We start from the raw sequence: 16251 nt of genomic DNA, 5'->3' as shown, positions 1-16251 counted from the left end.
CGGTCACCCCTGCCGTGCCGGTCACCCCTGCCGTGCCGGTCACCCCTGCCGTGCCGGTCACCCCTGCCGTGCCGGTCCCATCGCCCTCCTCGGTGAGCCGGGTCGCGAGGTCCCGGGCGATGGCGAACTCCGCGCGGTTGCAGGCCAGCTCGCCCAGCGTCCACCGGGCGAGGTGGTGCCCGTCGCCCGGCGGTTCCCGCTCCAGCAGCTCCCGCGCCCGCGCCGCCGCCCGGTCCACCGCGTCGCTGCCGACCCCCACCGCGATCTGGAGCAGCGACGTCCGCTTGAGCTGCACCGCCAGCTCGGCCGCACCCGTGGTCATCGCGGCTGCGCGGTCCAGGTGCGCCAGCGCGTCCTCGTAGGCCAGTCGCCGGGTGGCGTCCTCCGCCGCCGCCAGCGTCCAGCGCAGGTGGTCCGCGCCCCGGTCCCGCGCCCGGCCGTAGTGGTGGGCCGACTCGGCCGGCGACAGCCACCCGCGCCCGGCGTCGGCCAGGCGGGCGTGCAGTTCGGCCCGGCGGCCCGGCCCCAGCTCCGCGTACACGGCCTCGGCGAACAGCGGGTGCCGGAACCGCACCACCCCCGGCCCGGTCTCCACCACCAGGTGCCCGACCTCGGCGAGCCACCCCGCGTCCGCCCCGAGCACCGCAACGTCCAGCTCACGCCCCGCGACGCCCAGCAGGTCCACGCGGTCGCGGCTCGGCGCGTCCAGCGCGTGCAGCCGCAGGCGGACCGCGTCGCGCACGCCGACGGGCGGCTCGTCACCGGGCGAGGCCAGCAGCTCGGTGATCAGGAAGGGGTTGCCGCCGGTCCGGGTGACCAGCCGGTCCACCACGTCGGCCGGGGGCGCGGCCCCGGTCCGCGAGAGCACCAGCTCGGCCACCGCGCCCGCGTCCAGCCCGGCGGGCCGCACCTGGCGGTAGCCGGGTGAGCGGGCCAGGTCCGCGAACGTCGCGACCAGCACCGGGTCGTGCTCGTAGGGGCGCAGCGTGGCCACCACGAGCGCCCGCGACCCGGGCAGCGCCGCCGCGACGTACCTCAGCAGCAGCAACGAGTCGGCGTCCGCCGCGTGCAGGTCGTCCAGCACCAGCACCAGCCCGGCGGGCTCGGCGGCCGAGCGGATCAGCTCGGACACGGCCTCGTAGGCCCGGAACCGCGCCGCCGGGTCGGTCGGCCCGGCCGGGGTCCCGGCGGCGAACCCCGCGAGCGCCGGGTCCTCCGCGCGCGGGGCCAGCGACCGCACCACCTGCGACCACAGCCAGAACGGCGGCGCCTGCCCGAGGTCCGGGCAGCGCCCCCACACCACGGGCACGCCGGCCCGCCCGGTCAGCGCGCGGGCCAGGCTGGTCTTCCCGATCCCGGCCTCGCCGACCAGCGCGACGAACCGCCCGCCGTCCCGCACCGCCGCCGCGAGCGCCCCGTCCAGCACCGCCAACTCGGCCGACCGCCCCACGAGCCCCGGCGGTTCGGCCGCCGGCCCCGCCTGCCCGCCCGCCCGCGCCACGAGCCCCGCCAGCCCGCTCGCTCGCCCCACGAGCCCCGCTGCCTGGCCCGCCTGCTCGCCCGTCTGGCCCGCCTGCCCCGCCGCTGGCCCCGCCAGCCCTGCCGCCCGCTCGCCCGCCTGCCCCGCCAGCCCCGACCCGCGCGCGTCCGGCACCTCAACCCCGCGCCCCGTCCGCCCCACCACCGCGTCCCACGCGTCCACGGGCGGGACGGCGTGGTCGAGGACCTGCCGGTGCAGCACGCGCAGCCGCTCGCCCGGCTCCACGCCGTACTCCTCGACCAACAACCGCCGGCCCTCGTCGAACACCGCGAGCGCCTCCGCCTGCTGCCCCGCCCGGTAGAGCGCGAGCATCAGCTGCGCGCGGGCGTGCTCGCGGTCCGGGTGGGCGGCCACGAACCGGCGCAGCTCCGGCAGCACCACGTGGTGCCCGCCCGAGGCCACGGCGGCGGTGAACCGGCACTCCCCGGTGGTCAGCCGCGCCTCGACCAGCAGCGCCACGTCGGGCCGCACCGCCGTCAGGTCAGGTGCCGGCACGTCCCCGCGCCACAGCGTCAGCGCCTCGGCGCAGTGCCGCTCGGCCGCCACGGGATCGCCGCCCGCCAGGGCCCGCGCCCCCGCCTCCGCGAGGTCGGTGAAGCGCACCGCGTCCACGGCGGCCGGCGGGACGCGCAGCTCGTAGCCGCCGGTGTGCCCGAGCAGCACCTCACCGGGCGCGCGCGACCCGCGTCCCGGTTCCAGCGCCCGCCGCAGACCGGCCACGTAACCGCGCAGCGTCACGGCCCCGCGGCCCGGCGGCCGCCCGTCCCACAGCGCGTCCACCAGCCAGTCGACGCCGAGCACCCGGTTCGCCCGCAGCACCAGCAGCGCCAGCAGGTCCCGCTGCTTCGGCCCGCCGACCGCGACGACCCCGCCGTCGCGCTCCACCCGCAACGGCCCCAGGACCCCGAACCGCACGCACGAACCCCCCGGCAGCAGAGGCGGCGAGCCTACCTCGGGGCGGGCGCCTTCACGGGCGGGTGTGGATGTCACCCCCCTGCACCACGAAGTCGACCCGTCCCATCACGTCCATCGAGGTGAGCGGGTCCCCGGGCACCGCGACCAGGTCCGCGACGCAGCCGGCGCGCACGCGACCCAGTTCCGGGCGCCGCAGCAGGTCGGCGGCTGCGGCGGTGGCGGCGCGCAGCACGACGTGCGGGGAGATGCCCACCTCGGTCATGTCGACGAACTCGCGCCAGTTGTCCCCGTGGGGGAACACGCTGGCGTCGGTCCCGAAGACCAGGGTGGCGCCGCTGCCGGCGAGCAGGCGCGAGGACGCGCGGATGCGGTCGGCGTGGGTGCGGAACTGGGCGCGCACCACCGGCGGTTGGCTCGCCCAGAACTCGTCGTCGTCCAGGTGGCCGAGGAAGTGGGCCATGGAGTGCAGCGTGGGCACCAGGGGCACGCCGCGCTCGGCCAGCAGGGCGAAGGTCTCCTCGCCCGCCATGTTGGCGTGCTCGACCGTGTCCACACCCGCGCGCACGGCGCGCCGCACGGCCTCGTCGTTGAACGCGTGCACCGCGCACGGCAGGCCGAGGTCGTGCGCCGCACCGACGAGCGCGTCCATCTCCGCCTGGGAGTAGGTCACCGCCGCCGGGTCGTCGGCGGGGGAGGAGAAACCGCCGCTGGCCGCGAACTTGATCCAGTCCGCGCCCGACCGCGCCTGCTCGCGCACCTGGCGGACGACCTCGTCGACGCCGTCGCCCAGGGTGCCGACCTGGAGGCCGTACCGGGTGGCCAGGCTCGGCCGCTTCTCGCCGTGGCCGCCGCGCGCGGACAGCATGTTCGGCGCGGCGACCAGGCGCGGCCCGGTGACGACCCCCTCGGTCTGGGCGCGGCGCAGGTCGACGTTGCCGGGGTAGTCGCCGCAGCCCAGGTCGCGAACGGTGGTGAAGCCGTTGTCCAGCAACGCGCGCATCGCGGGCAGCGCCCACAGGATCTGGATGCCGGTTGGCTCGCTCACCAGGGCCTCGTCGAGCACGTGCACGTGGCAGTCGATGAGGCCGGGCAGCAGGGTGTGGCCGGGCAGCGCCACGGTGGTGGCCGCCCGAGCCGTGTCGACGTCCCGACCCACCGCCTCGACGCGCCCGCGACGCACCAGGACCCGGGCGTGCCCGTCCGGGAGGAACCGCTCGCCGTCCCACAGCCGGTCGGCGACGACCACGAGGTCGTCGTCCCGGTCGGTGCCCGACGCCGCGGTCATCGCCCGTCCCCGTCCGGGAGGACGAGCGGGCGGTGGTGCTCGTCGTCCCACAGGTCGCCGGGGCCGGGGTTGTCCGGGGTGGTGCGGCCGCCCAGGCAGCGCAGCACGCCCCAGGCGGCGTTGAGGCCGGAGGCCATCGCGTGGTCGAGCCACCCCGGCGACCACGCGACGTCGTCGCCCGCGAGGAACAGCGGCGTCGCCGGTTCGCCCGGCACCGCCGGTGAGCCGGTGAAGTCCTTGAGGAAGTTCGCGAACAGGTCCCACTGGTAGGTGTAGTCGCCGGGACGGCCGTAGCGGCAGTAACCGCGGAAGTTCCGCTCGTTCTCCCAGGAGATCGTGCACGCCTCGGCGGTGTCGGCCTGCCGGCGCAGTTCGTCGGCCACCCCGGGGTGGATCTCGGCCAGTTCGCGGACCAGCGCCCGGACCCTCTCGTCGAGGGTCGACGAGGCCAGCTTCATCGAGTCCTGGGCCCAGGTGAAGCTCAGCACGAGCACGCCGCGCCTGCCGCCGGGTTCCGGCGGCTCGCCGTAGTCGAGCGTGTAGGTAGCCCTGGGCAGGCGGTCGGTGATGGTGACGCCGTCCAGGCTCGTGCCCTCCCAGAAGGGTGACGGCGTCACCAGGACCGTCTTGGCCGACTGCCAGTAGCTGATCCTGCGGATCGCCTCGCGCAGGCGCGGCCCGAACGGCTGGACCCCGTTCAGCGGGCGGACCTCGACCCCGGTCTCCAGGATGTGCAGCTGCGGCGTGAACACCACGGCCGGGTACCACTGGCTGGTGCCGTCCTCGCAGTGCACGACCACCCCCTGGGCCGGCTCCGCGCCGACCTCCAGCACGGTCACCGCCGGCCGGGGCGCGCCGCGGTTGACCTCGGCGAGGCTGGTGGCCGTGCCGTCCGGTCCGGTGGTCCGCCGGTGCCAGAACGCGTCCGCGAGCGCGCTGATCCCCTCCTCCAGCAGGTACATCGTCGAGCCCTCGGTGGCCAGCAGCATCCGCAGCGTCTCCAGGAACGACAGGTGGTAGAAGGTGTCCCACACCGTGGTGGCCACGCCCGCGGTCCCCAGCAGGTGCGCGTCCGAGCGGCTCAGGCCGACGCCGCCGGGGTCGCGCAGGAACCGGTGGAAGGTCCACTCCTCGAAGCGGTGCGCCAGGTCGGACCACAACCGCCGCGCCCGCACGCGGTCGCGCGCCACCAGGGCCTCCTGGAGCTCGAACACGCCGATGCGCCGCAGCGCCGCCTCCCACCTCCGGTGCGCCCGGCCGAACCCGGGGTGCTCGGCGTACAGGTCCGTCATGGCGCTGACCGAGTGGGTCTCCCCGTTGAGGTCGACCACGGTCCGGGGCGTGACGTCGGCGGCGTACTCGTCGCGGAAGGGACGCCTGCGCAGGCCGAACGCCTCGGTGTAGTGGCGCAGCAGGTGGGCCGAGTCGGGGAAGCGCATGCACCCCATCTCGACCACGGCGCTGTCCGCGGGCGACAGCTTCCGGGAGTACATGCGCCCGCCGAGCCTGCGCCCGCCCGGCCCGCCGGGTTCGGTCTCCGCCTCGTAGAGGATCGGGCGGCAGCCGATCCGCAGCAGTTCGTAGGCCGCGGTCAGACCGCTGCCGCCGGCGCCGATCACGGCCACCGGCGAGCCCAGCGCGTGGTCGGGCAGCCGGCCGATCCGCCGGCCCTCCGACACGTGCTCGGCGTAGTCGAACGGGAAGTCGACCTGGAGGTCGGCGGCGCGCGGCTCGGTCACGCTCGGTCCTCTCCCCGGGAGGCGGCGGTCGCGCCGGCCGTTCCCGGTGTCGTGCGGGAACCGCTCCGCCGGATGTGCGTGAGCGGAACTGGAAGGAATTCGATCGGTGGTCGCGGATCATTACCCGAACGGGTGCCGCAAGTCCTTCCCCGCAAAGTAACAGCGGCGGCCGCACCCGGTCCAGTGCCGCCGGGAATTCGGAGAAACAAATCGCTCGTGTGCAGTAACCCGAACCGGTGCCTGACCGTCCTCTTAAGATGCTCGTTGGCCTGTTCGGAGTCGTACTCGATGGCCTAGGCCATAGGTTGCATGTCTTTTCGGAAGAAGGCGGCCTAGGGTGGAGGCGATGTGTTACCCGGAACGCGGCCAGGAGGACGGTCATGGCGAAAGCCGCGGAAATCATCCGGAACTACCAGGCGCTGCTGCCGGTCAAACAGCAGGTCGAGAGCAACGAACTGCTCGCGGCGGCGCGGGCGGGCCGGGTCCACCCGCAGCACCTCCAGCGGTTCGTCGCGGGGGAGTTCCTCACCCAGCAGGCGGAGATACCACGGTTCGGGGTCATGCTCGACCGGTTCCGCCACGAGGTCCCGGACGGCTTCTTCGCGTACGTGGCCACGGTCTACATCTCGCAGCGGCGACTGCTGTCCGACGCCGCCGCCCCCGCCGTGGGCCTCGACCCCGAGGAGCTGCGCGGCGCGGACCTGCCGGGGGCGGTCGTCCAGCTCAACCACGCGGTCGCCTGGGTCGCCTCGCACGCCGGTCCGGCCGAGGCGGCGATGGAGCTGCACGCCGACTTCCAGCTGTTCTGCCCGGTGGCGGCCGAGCTGGTGACCGCGTTGCGCGGGCTCGGCAACGTCCCGGACCCGGTGATCGCCTACCTGGAGAACTACTCGGCCGAACCAGAGGAGATGCGGCAGCGGCTACCCGAGGTGGTCGAGCACGGCCTCTCCCGGGGCGAGCCCGAGCGGTGGATCACCCGCAGCGCCGAGAACGTCCCCGACCTGCTGTCGGACTACTGGCACTACATCGCGGCCGGCTGACCGGCGTTCGGGAGGGGTGGGCGTTGGCGCTGACGGTAGGCGTGGAAGAGGAGTTCCTCCTCACCGACGTGACGACCCGGCGGGCGGTGTGCCGATCGGCCGACGTGCTCCGCGCCACCGTCCCGCGGGTCGGTGGCGGGATCGTCGCCGAGATGGCCGAGACCCAGGTCGAGACGGTCAGCCGGGTGTGCGCCGACCTCCCCGAACTCCGCTCGGAGCTGCTGGGGCTGCGTCGCGTGGCGGCCCGCGCCGCCGAGGACGCCGGGTGCCGCCTGGTGGGCAGCGGCACCGTGGTCCTGGGCAGCCCCGGCCCGCCGCCGGTGCTCGACCGGCCGCGCTACCACCGGATCGTGGAGCGCTTCGGCCCGCTCGTGGACCAGCAGTGCGTCTGCTCGTGCCACGTGCACGTCGGGATCGCCGACCACGACGAGGCGGTGCAGGTGGTCAACCACCTGCGCCCGTGGCTGCCGGTGCTGCTCGCGATCTCCGGCAACTCGCCGTACTGGGAGGGGCGCGACACCGGCTACCACAGCTGGCGGACCCAGCTGTGGGGTCGCTGGCCGATGGCGGGCCCGCCGCCGCGCCTGGCGGGCGCGGCCGAGTACCGGGAGGTGGTCGCGGACCTGGTGGGCAGCGGCGCGATCCTCGACGACGCGATGCTCTACTGGTACGTCCGCCCGTCGCACCACCAGCCCACGGTCGAGGTCAGGGTGGCCGACGTGCCGCAGGCGGTGGACGACGCCGTGCTGCTCGCGGCGTTGGTGAAGGGCCTCGCCACCACGGCCCTCGCCGAGGTGCGGGCGGGGCGCGGGGCGCCGCACGTGGCCGACCAGGTGCTGCGGGCGGCGTGCTGGCGGGCGTCCCGCTACGGCCTCCCCGAGGACGGTGTCGCCGGTGCTGCCGCCGGTGCCGCCGCACCGGCCGCCGATGGCCGCACGTGGTCAACGACGGGCGTGTCCGCCCTGCTCAACCACATCGGCCCGGTGCTGGACGCCGCCGGTGAGACGGGTTTCGTGCTCGACGCCCTGCGCGAGCGGCGCCTGGGTGGTTCGGGCTCCCACCGGCAGCGGCTGGCCCACCGGCGCCGGGGTCGGCTGGAGGACGTCGTGGACATGCTGGCGGATCGCGCGGTGGCGGGATGAGCCCCGTCCGGCGCTCGGCGGCGAACCGCCGGAACCCGCGCGGAAATGGTCCTGCCACCGGGGTGCCGCATTCCTCGCGGTGCCCGTCCGCACGGGTCGTGCCACCTCCGTGGTCGGGATCGGGGTGGTTCCGCCGGACGTGCCCGCGATGAACGCGGGAACCGGCCGTTTCCTCGTCGGAAAAACGCGCAAAACGGTCTTCGGGGTGGTCGGAACGAATTTTCCCGCCTGATCTCCCGGGCCTGTCCGACGTGTCGGGCGGTGAATTCCTCCACCGCTCGACACGACGCCCCCTGCCCCGGTGTCGAAAACCTTTGTTGTGAAGTGATCAGGCGACAACCCGTTCAGTGGATTTCATCGAACGGGGGCGATCGCTACGATAACGGTGTGTAGTCGCGCACGATGACGGGACGGTCCTGATGCCACCGTCGCAGGATGATTTCCACCGAGCCCTGAGCAGGGCGCTGGAGCTGCAACGGCTCGCCTCGGAGGCGTGGAGCCAGGTGCACCACAGCCTCGACGTGCGACCGCACGAGGTCCGGCGAACACCGCCGACCCCGCCCGCCGACCTGACCCCGCGCGAGACGCAGGTGATCACCCTGATGGGCACGGGTATGCCGAACCGGTCGATCGCCCGGCAGCTCCACATCTCCGAGCGCACCGTCAAGTCCCACCTGCACAGCATCTTCGCCAAGTTGGGGGTCGCCACGCGCGGCGAGGCGGTCGCCCGGCTGAACGGCAGCCCCCCGCCCGGCTGGCTGTGCCCGAGGTGCTCGGCCGCGTACCACGGCACAGGTGTCCGGCCGGGCTGAACGCCGGGCTGAACGCCGGGCGGCTCGGCGGCGGCTCGGCGCGGCCCGGCTTCCCCAACCGCGCGCCCGAACGATGGGGCTCGCGGCCCTGCCCCCGCTCGGCGCTGGGCACTGCCGCCGTCCCCGCCGTCGAGCCCGCCGTGCGTCCCCCTTCCGGAACCCCGTGCCGAAAGTCTCCGGCAGGCCCGGACTGCGGTACGGGTCACCTGGGCGTTGCTTGAGGTTCGGACCGCGCAAGTCCCGTTCAGCATGTGGACCGGCAGCGCCGCGCGTTGACCCGGTCGCGGCCCGCTGCTGGAGTGGGAGCCGTGCAGCAACGGACCGCGTTGACCCGGCGCCGCCACGTGGACCTCGTCCGCGTCGCCGCGCAGGGCTGTTCCCGCCGCTAGGCCCGACTTCCCCTCACCAGTCCACTTCGGACAGACAACAGCACTGGAGATCCACCGTGCCCGAGAACCGGGAGCGGGGGCCGCTGAAGTTCGCCTACTGGGTGCCCAACGTCAGCGGCGGCCTCGTCGTGAGCAAGATCGAACAACGCACCGACTGGTCCTACGAGTACAACCGCGAGCTGGCCGTGCTCGCCGAGGAGAACGGGTTCGAGTACGCCCTGAGCCAGGTCCGCTACCTGGCCGGCTACGGCGCGTCCCACCAGCACGAGTCCACCAGCTTCAGCCTCGCCCTGCTGCTGGCCACCGAGCGGCTGAAGGTGATCGCCGCCGTCCACCCCGGCCTGTGGCACCCCGCCGTGCTGGCCAAGTTCATCGCCACCGTCGACCACGTCTCCGGTGGTCGCGCCGCCGTCAACGTGGTCAGCGGCTGGTTCAAGGGCGAGTTCACCGCCCTCGGCGAGCCCTGGCTGGAGCACGACGAGCGCTACCGGCGCGCCGAGGAGTTCATCCGCGTGCTGCGGGCGAGCTGGACCGAGGACTCGGCGCAGTTCGCGGGCGACTTCTACCGCCTGCGCGGCTACGACCTCAGGCCCAAGCCGCTCGAGGTGCCCGGCCGGGCGCACCCGGAGGTCTTCCAGGGCGGCAACTCCACCGCCGCGCGCGCCATGGCGGGCCGGGTGTCCGACTGGTACTTCAGCAACGGCAAGGACTTCGACGGCGTCACCGAGCAGGTCGAGGAGGTCGGCCGCGCGGCCGAGGCGCACGGCCGCACCGTGCGGTTCGGGCTCAACGGCTTCCTCATCGCCCGCGACACCGAGGCCGAGGCGCGCGAGACGCTGCGCGAGATCGTGGCCAAAGCCGACGTCCCGGCCGTGCAGGGGTTCCGCGACGCCGTCCGGCAGGCGGGCAGCTCCACCGGCGACGGCAGGGGCATGTGGGCCGACTCGTCCTTCGACGACCTCGTGCAGTACAACGACGGCTTCCGCACCCGCCTGGTCGGCACGCCGGAGCAGGTCGCCCACCGCATCGTCGAGTACCGGAAGCGCGGGGTGGACCTGCTGCTGCTCGGTTTCCTGCACTACCACGAGGACGTCGCCCACTTCGGCCGCCACGTGCTGCCGATCGTCCGCGAGCTCGAAGCCTCCCTCGACGCCTCCGCCGCCACCGCCGAACCGATCGGAGCCAACCCGTGACCACCTCCGCACGGCACACCTGGACCACCACCCCGAACACCCCCGGCCAGTGGCTCGACCGCGCCCGCGAGGTCGCCGCCCTGCTGGCCGCCGACGCCGTCGCCCGCGACCGTGCGGGCGCCACCCCGCACGCCGAGGTGGCGCTGCTCAAGGACGCCGGCCTGGTGACCCTGCTCGGCCCGGTCGAGCACGGCGGCGCCGGCCAGGACTGGACCACCGCCTACCGGGTGATCCGGGAGGTCTCCGCGGGCGACGGCTCGATCGGCCAGCTGCTGGGCTACCACTACCTGTGGGCCTGGGCCGCGCGCCTGGTCGCCACCCCGGCGCAGATCGCGGCGGTGGAGGAGCAGGCCACCCGCGAGCGGTGGTTCTACGGGGGCGCGGTCAACCCGCGCGACCACGACCTGGTCATCACCCGGGAGGGCGACGAACTCGTCTTCACCGGCCGCAAGTCCTTCTCCACCGGCGGCAAGGTCTCCGACGTCACCGTGCTGGAGGGCGTGCTGGAGGGCACCGACGACCACGTCTTCGCCATCGTCCCGTCCCACCAGGCCGCCATCGTGTTCGACGACGACTGGGACAACCTCGGGCAGCGGCTCACCGAGAGCGGCGGCGTCGAGATCCGGGGCGTCCGGGTGCCGTGGGCGCAGGCGGCCGGGTACGTCGACGGGAAGTTCCGGCCCAGGGTCTACAACACGCTCAACGTGCCGCTGATCCAACTGGTGTTCGCCAACCTCTACCTCGGCATCGCCAAGGGCGCGCTCACCACGGCCGCCGCCTACACCCGCGACCGCACCCGGCCCTGGCCCTACGCCCTCGACGTCAAGGGCAGCGCGGTCGAGGAGTTCCCCGTCCTGGAGACCTACGGCGACCTCCAGGCCAAGCTGTGGGCGGCCGAGGCGCTGGCCGAGCGCGCCGCGGAGCTGATCGAGCGGATCAACGAGCACGCCGACACCGTGACCGAGCGGGAACGCGGCGAGGCGGCCGTGGTCGTCGCCGCCGCCAAGCAGCGCGCGATCGACACCGGCCTGGAGATCGGCACCCGGGTCTTCGACGTCACCGGCGCCCGCGCCACCGCCAACCGCGTCGGGCTGGACATCTTCTGGCGCAACATCCGCACCCACAGCCTCCACGACCCCGTCGCCCACAAGCGCGCCGAGGTCGGCCGCTACGCGCTGCTGGGGGAGGTGCCCGAGCCCAGCTGGTACACGTGACCGCCCGGCGTCACAGCCAGTCGCGGCGCTTGAAGGAGGCGTAGAGCCCGAGCGACAGCAGCACCATGACCGCCGTGGACACCCAGAAGCCCCACGGCTGGTCGTAACCCGGATAGGGGACGTTCTGGCCGTAGAAACCGGTCACCGCGGTGGGCAGGGCGATGATCGCCGCCCACCCGGTGACCTTCTTCATGATCAGGTTCAGCCGGTAGCCCTGGATGTTGAGCTGCGTGTCGCGGATGGTCGCCACCAGGTCGCGCAGCGACTCGGTCCACTCCGAGGCGCGCAGCACGTGGTCGTAGACGTCCTGGAAGTACGGGGTCATCGGCCCGTCCACCAGGCCCACGTCGCGGCGCATGAGGGTGTTGACCACCTCGCGCATCGGCAGCACCACCCGGCGCAGCGTCACCAGCGACCGCCGCATCGCCAACGACCGGCGCTGCACCTCGGTGGTGCTCGGCCGCTCGTCGAACACCATGTCCTCCAGGCCCTCGACGTGGTCGTCCAGCGCCTGCACGGCCTCGAAGTGGCTGTCCACGACCACGTCGAGCAGCCCGTGCACCAGGAAGCCGACGCCGCAGCCCGCCAGGTGCGGGGACCCGTCCCACCTGGCGGTCACCCGACCGATGTCGAACCGGTCGTCCGCACGCACGGTGACCAGCGCTTTCGAGGTGAGGAAGGCGTCCACCTCGACGGTGGCCAGCCGCCCGGTCGCGTGGTCGAGCCGCACCGCGTAGGCGGTCAGGAAGCTGTGCGTGTCGTACCGGTCCAGCTTGGGGCGCTCGTGCTCCTGCACCGCGTCCTCGACCGCCAGTTCGTGCAGCCCCAGCTCCTCGGCCAGCAGCTCCAGGTCCGATCGGGACGGACCGCACAGGTCCACCCACACCACCACGCCGTCCTCCGCGAGGCGTTCGGCGACCTCCTCGACCCCGAAGCCCTCGGCCTCCAGGACACCGTCGCGGTACAGGCGGGTGAGCGGCACGAGCGGAGCGTAGTCGGACCCGGCCACCCCGGGCAGCCCCGGTGCATCGAGTCCGCCGGTACGGGTAACCCGGGTCCATGTTCCCCGCAGAGAACCTCCGCGACTGGGTCGGCCACGCCGTGATCGACCCCGACGGCAAGACCATCGGCGACCTGGAGGCGGTCTACGTCGACACGGCCACCGACCAGCCCAGCTTCCTCACCGTCGAGGTCGGCTTCCTGGGCCGCCGGAGGCTGGCGTTCGTGCCCGCGATCGGGGCCACGGTGACGCCGAAGGCCGTGCGCGTGCGCTACCCCAAGGACCTGGTCAAGGACGCCCCGTCGATCGAGACCGACGGTGAGCTGTACGCGCAGGACGAGCCGCAGGTCTTCGCCCACTACGGCCTGGAGCACGGCCTCGGGGTGGGTGAACGCCGCCTCGCCCGCCGCTGACCCCCGTCGCCGTCCCGCCGCCCCGGTCGAGGCGGCGGGCCCGGCACCGGACCTCCGTCACACCCCGCCCCCACGGCGGTGACCCGGACGGGTGACCCTGGTTCACTGCGGACATGACGACACCCCAGGTCGCCCGCCCCTCGATCCTGACCGTGGACGACGACCCCAACGTCTCCCGGGCGGTGGCGCGCGACCTGAGGCGCAGGTACGCCGGCGAGTACCGCGTCGTCCGCGCCGAGTCCGGGGCGCAGGCCCTGGAGGCGCTGCGCGAGATCAAGCTGCGCGGCGAGGAGGTCGCCGCGCTGCTGGCCGACTACCGGATGCCCGGGATGAGCGGCATCGAGTTCCTGGAAGCCGCGATGGACCTGTTCCCGGCCGCGCGGCGGGTGCTGCTCACCGCCTACGCCGACACCGACGCGGCGATCCGCGCGATCAACGTGGTGGACCTCGACCACTACCTGCTCAAACCGTGGGACCCGCCCGAGGAGAAGCTGTACCCGGTGCTGGACGACCTGCTGGGGGCGTGGGCGGCCGACGACCGCCGCGAGGTGCGGCAGGTGCGCGTGGTCGGCCACCGCTGGTCGCCCCGGTCCTACGAGGTGCGCGACTTCCTGGCCCGCAACTCGGTGCCGTTCCGCTGGCACGCCGTGGACGACGGCGACCCCGAGACGTCCCGGTTGCTGGCCGCGGCCGGGGAGGACGGCGCGCGGCTGCCCGTGGTCGTCACCGCCGCCGGCCGGGCCCTGGTCGAGCCGGGCGACGCCGAGCTGGCCACCGAGGTCGGCCTGAGCACGCGGCCCTCCACCGACTTCTACGACCTGATCGTGATCGGCGGCGGGCCCGCGGGCCTGGGCGCGGCGGTCTACGGCGGCTCGGAGGGCCTGCGCACGGTGCTGGTCGAGCGCCGCGCCACCGGCGGCCAGGCGGGCACCAGCAGCCGCATCGAGAACTACCTGGGCTTCCCCGACGGCGTGTCCGGCGAGCAGCTGACCGAGCGCGCCCGCAGGCAGGCGCTGAAGTTCGACGTGGAGGTGCTGACCGCCTGCGACGTGGTCTCGCTGGAGGCCCGGGGCGCGGCCCGCGTGGTGCGGCTGGACGACGGCACCGAGCTGGCCGCGCACACCGTCATCCTCGCCACCGGCGTGTCCTACCGGGTGCTCGACGCGCCCGGCCTGGGCGGGCTGACCGGCCGCGGCGTGTACTACGGCGCGGCCACCACCGAGGGCCCGCACTGCGCCGGCCAGGACGTCTACCTGGTCGGCGGGGCGAACTCGGCGGGCCAGGCGGCGCTGTACTTCGCCGCCCACGCCCGCCGCGTGGTGCTCGTCGTGCGCGGCGACTCCCTGGCGCGGTCGATGTCGCACTACCTGGTCGAGCAGCTGGCGCGGGTGCCCGCCATCGAGGTCCGCACCTGCACCGAGGTCGTCGGCGGGGAGGGCGGGGACCACCTGGAGTCGCTGACCCTGCGGCACACCGGGACCGGCGAGACCACCACCGTGCCCGCGTCGTGGCTGTTCGCGTTCATCGGGGCCGCGCCGCGCACCGACTGGCTCGACGGCACCGTGGCCCGCGACGAGCGCGGGTTCGTGCTCGCCGGGCCCGACCTGGTCGTCGACGGCCGCCCACCCGCCGGGTGGGAGCCGACCCGGCCGCCCTACCACCTGGAGACCAGCCTGCCGGGCGTGTTCGTGGCGGGCGACGTCCGCGCGGAGTCGGTCAAGCGGGTCGCCTCGGCCGTCGGCGACGGCGCGATGGCCGTGTCCCTGGTCCACCGCTACCTGGAGCGCTCGTGAACCCCGACGACCTGCGCGGCCTGTTCCTGTTCGAGCACCTGTCCGAGGAGCAGCTGGCCTGGCTGGTCGACCACGGCCAGGTCGAGACCCACGCCGCCGGCACGCGCCTGCTGCGCGAGGGCGAGTCCGCGACGTGCTTCTTCGTGCTGCTCGACGGCACCGTGGCGCTCAGCCGCACCATCGGCGGCCACCGCGTGGAGACCAACCGCACCGACCACCGCGGCGCGTACTTCGGCGCCACCCAGGCGTACGTCGGCGCGGACGTGCTGGCCGCCAAGGGCTACCAGATGAACGCGGACGCGATCACCGACGTGCGGCTGTACCAGCTGCCCGCCGACGACTTCGGCGCGGTGTTCCGCGAGTGGTTCCCGATGGCCGTGCACCTGCTGGAGGGCCTGTTCTTCGGGATGCGCAACACCCAGCGGGTGGTGGGGGAGCGGGAGCGGCTGCTCGCGCTGGGCGCGCTGTCGGCGGGGCTGACTCACGAGCTGAACAACCCCGCGGCGGCGGCCGTGCGGGCGACGGCGGCGCTGCGGGAGCGGGTGGCCGGGATGCGGCACAAGCTCGCGCTGCTGGCGGGCGGCTCGCTCGACCCGGCCGCGCTGCCGGCGCTCGTGCGGTTGCAGGAGAGCGCGGTCGAGCAGGTCGCCAAGGCGACCGAGCTGCGGCCCATGGAGGCCGCCGACCGGGAGGACGAGCTGGCCGACTGGCTGGCCGAGCACGGCGTGGACGGCGGCTGGGACCTCGCGCCCGTGCTGGTGGCGGGCGGGCTGGACGTCGACTGGCTGGAGCGGGCGGTGAGCACCTGCCCCGCCACGGCCACCGAGGCGGCCGTGCGCTGGCTGGCCTACACCGTGGAGACCGAGACCCTGATGAACGAGGTCGAGGACGCGGCCGGCCGGATCTCCTCGCTGGTCGGGGCGGCCAAGCAGTACTCGCAGGTGGACCGCGCCCCGTTCCGGGAGGTCGACGTGCACGACCTGCTGGACTCCACCCTGGTCATGCTCGGCGGCAAGCTGGGCGACGGCGTCCGGGTGGTCCGGGACTACGACCGGGCGCTGCCGCCGCTGCCCGCCTACGCCGCCGCGCTGAACCAGGTGTGGACCAACCTGGTGGACAACGCCGCCTCCGCGATGGGCGGCCACGGCACGCTCACCGTGCGCACCGCCCGCGACGGCGACCACCTGCTGGTGGAGATCGGCGACACCGGCACGGGCATCCCGCCGGAGGTGGAGGGCCGCATCTTCGAGCCGTTCTTCACCACCAAGGCCGTCGGCGAGGGCACCGGGCTGGGCCTGGACATCACCTGGCGCATCGTGGTGGAGCGGCACGGCGGGGACATCCGCGTCGAGTCCCGGCCCGGCGACACCCGCTTCCTGGTCCGCCTGCCGCTGTCGGCGGGGCCGGCCACCACCGCCGGGTGAAGCGGGAAAGGGTTCACCGCGATCGGGGTACACCGGCCGACCGCGGCGGAATTCACGCGATCCCGGTTCCGGGCCGGTGGGGATCGGGAAATCCGAAGTATTCCGTTCCGCCGGGGCAGCCGGGGTGGTCGTGATCGTCCGGACCGCCGACCGGCCGGGAAGAGCCGGGTGCAGCGGGAATCCGCCCATCGGCCCACACCGGGCTCACCGGAACAGCCGACCCAGGGTGTCCCGGACCCGTAACCGGAACGGGTCGAACCGACAAACCCCGGTTAGGCCGAATGAGTGGACTGTTCATGCGGCAGTTGATGTTGCCCGCGCCGCGCACCTAATGTCCTGACCCGATTCGGGT

The 16251-nt window shown here is 74.1% G+C and carries 13 protein-coding genes; 9 read left to right on the top strand and 4 right to left on the bottom strand.

Annotated elements, in window-relative coordinates; genetic code table 11:
- The 3 genes from Q5530_RS30005 to Q5530_RS29995 form a co-directional block, all read right to left on the bottom strand.
- Positions 1–2455, bottom strand: a 2455-nt coding sequence (locus tag Q5530_RS30005; protein ID WP_415366178.1) for a BTAD domain-containing putative transcriptional regulator, incomplete at its 3' end; no start/stop codon positions are given.
- Positions 2456–2507: 52 nt separating this feature from the next.
- On the bottom strand, positions 2508–3740 hold the full coding sequence (locus Q5530_RS30000) for an amidohydrolase family protein (protein ID WP_415366177.1): 1233 nt from the start codon (positions 3738–3740) through the stop codon (positions 2508–2510).
- Complete coding sequence (locus tag Q5530_RS29995; protein WP_415366176.1) at positions 3737–5479, bottom strand: flavin monoamine oxidase family protein; 1743 nt, start codon at positions 5477–5479, stop codon at positions 3737–3739. The genes Q5530_RS30000 and Q5530_RS29995 overlap by 4 nt, the downstream gene beginning before the upstream one ends.
- Before the next feature lie 380 nt (positions 5480–5859).
- On the opposite strand from Q5530_RS29995, the gene Q5530_RS29990 reads away from it, so the two are divergent.
- The 6 genes from Q5530_RS29990 (at position 5860) to Q5530_RS29965 (ending at position 11269) form a co-directional block, all read left to right on the top strand.
- Positions 5860–6519, top strand: coding sequence for a hypothetical protein (locus Q5530_RS29990; protein ID WP_415366174.1), 660 nt, complete (start codon positions 5860–5862; stop codon positions 6517–6519).
- A gap of 23 nt (positions 6520–6542) precedes the next feature.
- Positions 6543–7661 (top strand): carboxylate-amine ligase, encoded by a 1119-nt coding sequence (locus Q5530_RS29985; protein ID WP_415366173.1) that lies wholly within the window; start codon positions 6543–6545, stop codon positions 7659–7661.
- A 419-nt stretch (positions 7662–8080) separates the two neighbouring features.
- Entirely contained in the window at positions 8081–8473 is a 393-nt protein-coding gene (locus Q5530_RS29980; RefSeq protein WP_415366172.1) for a response regulator transcription factor, read from the top strand.
- A 251-nt stretch (positions 8474–8724) separates the two neighbouring features.
- Entirely contained in the window at positions 8725–8862 is a 138-nt protein-coding gene (locus Q5530_RS29975; protein WP_415366171.1) for a putative leader peptide, read from the top strand.
- A 56-nt stretch (positions 8863–8918) separates the two neighbouring features.
- Complete coding sequence (sfnG, locus tag Q5530_RS29970) at positions 8919–10055, top strand: dimethylsulfone monooxygenase SfnG (RefSeq protein ID WP_415366170.1); 1137 nt, start codon at positions 8919–8921, stop codon at positions 10053–10055.
- On the top strand, positions 10052–11269 hold the full coding sequence (locus tag Q5530_RS29965; protein WP_415366169.1) for an acyl-CoA dehydrogenase family protein: 1218 nt from the start codon (positions 10052–10054) through the stop codon (positions 11267–11269). The genes sfnG and Q5530_RS29965 overlap by 4 nt, the downstream gene beginning before the upstream one ends.
- Before the next feature lie 10 nt (positions 11270–11279).
- Here the strand turns inward: Q5530_RS29965 and Q5530_RS29960 are convergent, their stop codons facing one another.
- On the bottom strand, positions 11280–12251 hold the full coding sequence (locus Q5530_RS29960; RefSeq protein ID WP_415366168.1) for a magnesium transporter CorA family protein: 972 nt from the start codon (positions 12249–12251) through the stop codon (positions 11280–11282).
- Positions 12252–12328: 77 nt separating this feature from the next.
- On the opposite strand from Q5530_RS29960, the gene Q5530_RS29955 reads away from it, so the two are divergent.
- The 3 genes from Q5530_RS29955 to Q5530_RS29945 all read left to right on the top strand — a co-directional run bounded on the left by Q5530_RS29955 (position 12329) and on the right by Q5530_RS29945 (position 15899).
- The gene (locus Q5530_RS29955; RefSeq protein WP_380631851.1) at positions 12329–12682 is read left to right on the top strand and encodes a PRC-barrel domain-containing protein; all 354 of its coding nucleotides are present in this window, start codon (positions 12329–12331) and stop codon (positions 12680–12682) included.
- A gap of 113 nt (positions 12683–12795) precedes the next feature.
- Positions 12796–14475 carry an FAD-dependent oxidoreductase gene (locus Q5530_RS29950; protein WP_415366167.1) on the top strand — a complete coding sequence of 560 codons (1680 nt, stop codon included), beginning with the start codon at positions 12796–12798 and terminating at the stop codon, positions 14473–14475.
- The gene (locus Q5530_RS29945) at positions 14472–15899 is read left to right on the top strand and encodes an ATP-binding protein (protein WP_415366166.1); all 1428 of its coding nucleotides are present in this window, start codon (positions 14472–14474) and stop codon (positions 15897–15899) included. The genes Q5530_RS29950 and Q5530_RS29945 overlap by 4 nt, the downstream gene beginning before the upstream one ends.
- Positions 15900–16251: the final 352 nt, after the last annotated feature.

The organism is Saccharothrix sp. BKS2, from assembly GCF_047689505.1.
GTDB lineage: Bacteria > Actinomycetota > Actinomycetes > Mycobacteriales > Pseudonocardiaceae > Actinosynnema > Actinosynnema lopnurensis.
Note: the sequence above shows the minus strand (reverse complement) of the source record. Positions and strands in the feature narration are given on the sequence as shown.

Coding starts and splice junctions, on each gene's coding strand:
- Q5530_RS30000 (WP_415366177.1), bottom strand. CDS start 3,740: ATGACCGCGGCGTCGGGCACCGACCGGGACGACGACCTCGTGGTCGTC.
- Q5530_RS29990 (WP_415366174.1), top strand. CDS start 5,860: ATGGCGAAAGCCGCGGAAATCATCCGGAACTACCAGGCGCTGCTGCCG.
- Q5530_RS29980 (WP_415366172.1), top strand. CDS start 8,081: ATGCCACCGTCGCAGGATGATTTCCACCGAGCCCTGAGCAGGGCGCTG.
- Q5530_RS29955 (WP_380631851.1), top strand. CDS start 12,329: ATGTTCCCCGCAGAGAACCTCCGCGACTGGGTCGGCCACGCCGTGATC.
- Q5530_RS29950 (WP_415366167.1), top strand. CDS start 12,796: ATGACGACACCCCAGGTCGCCCGCCCCTCGATCCTGACCGTGGACGAC.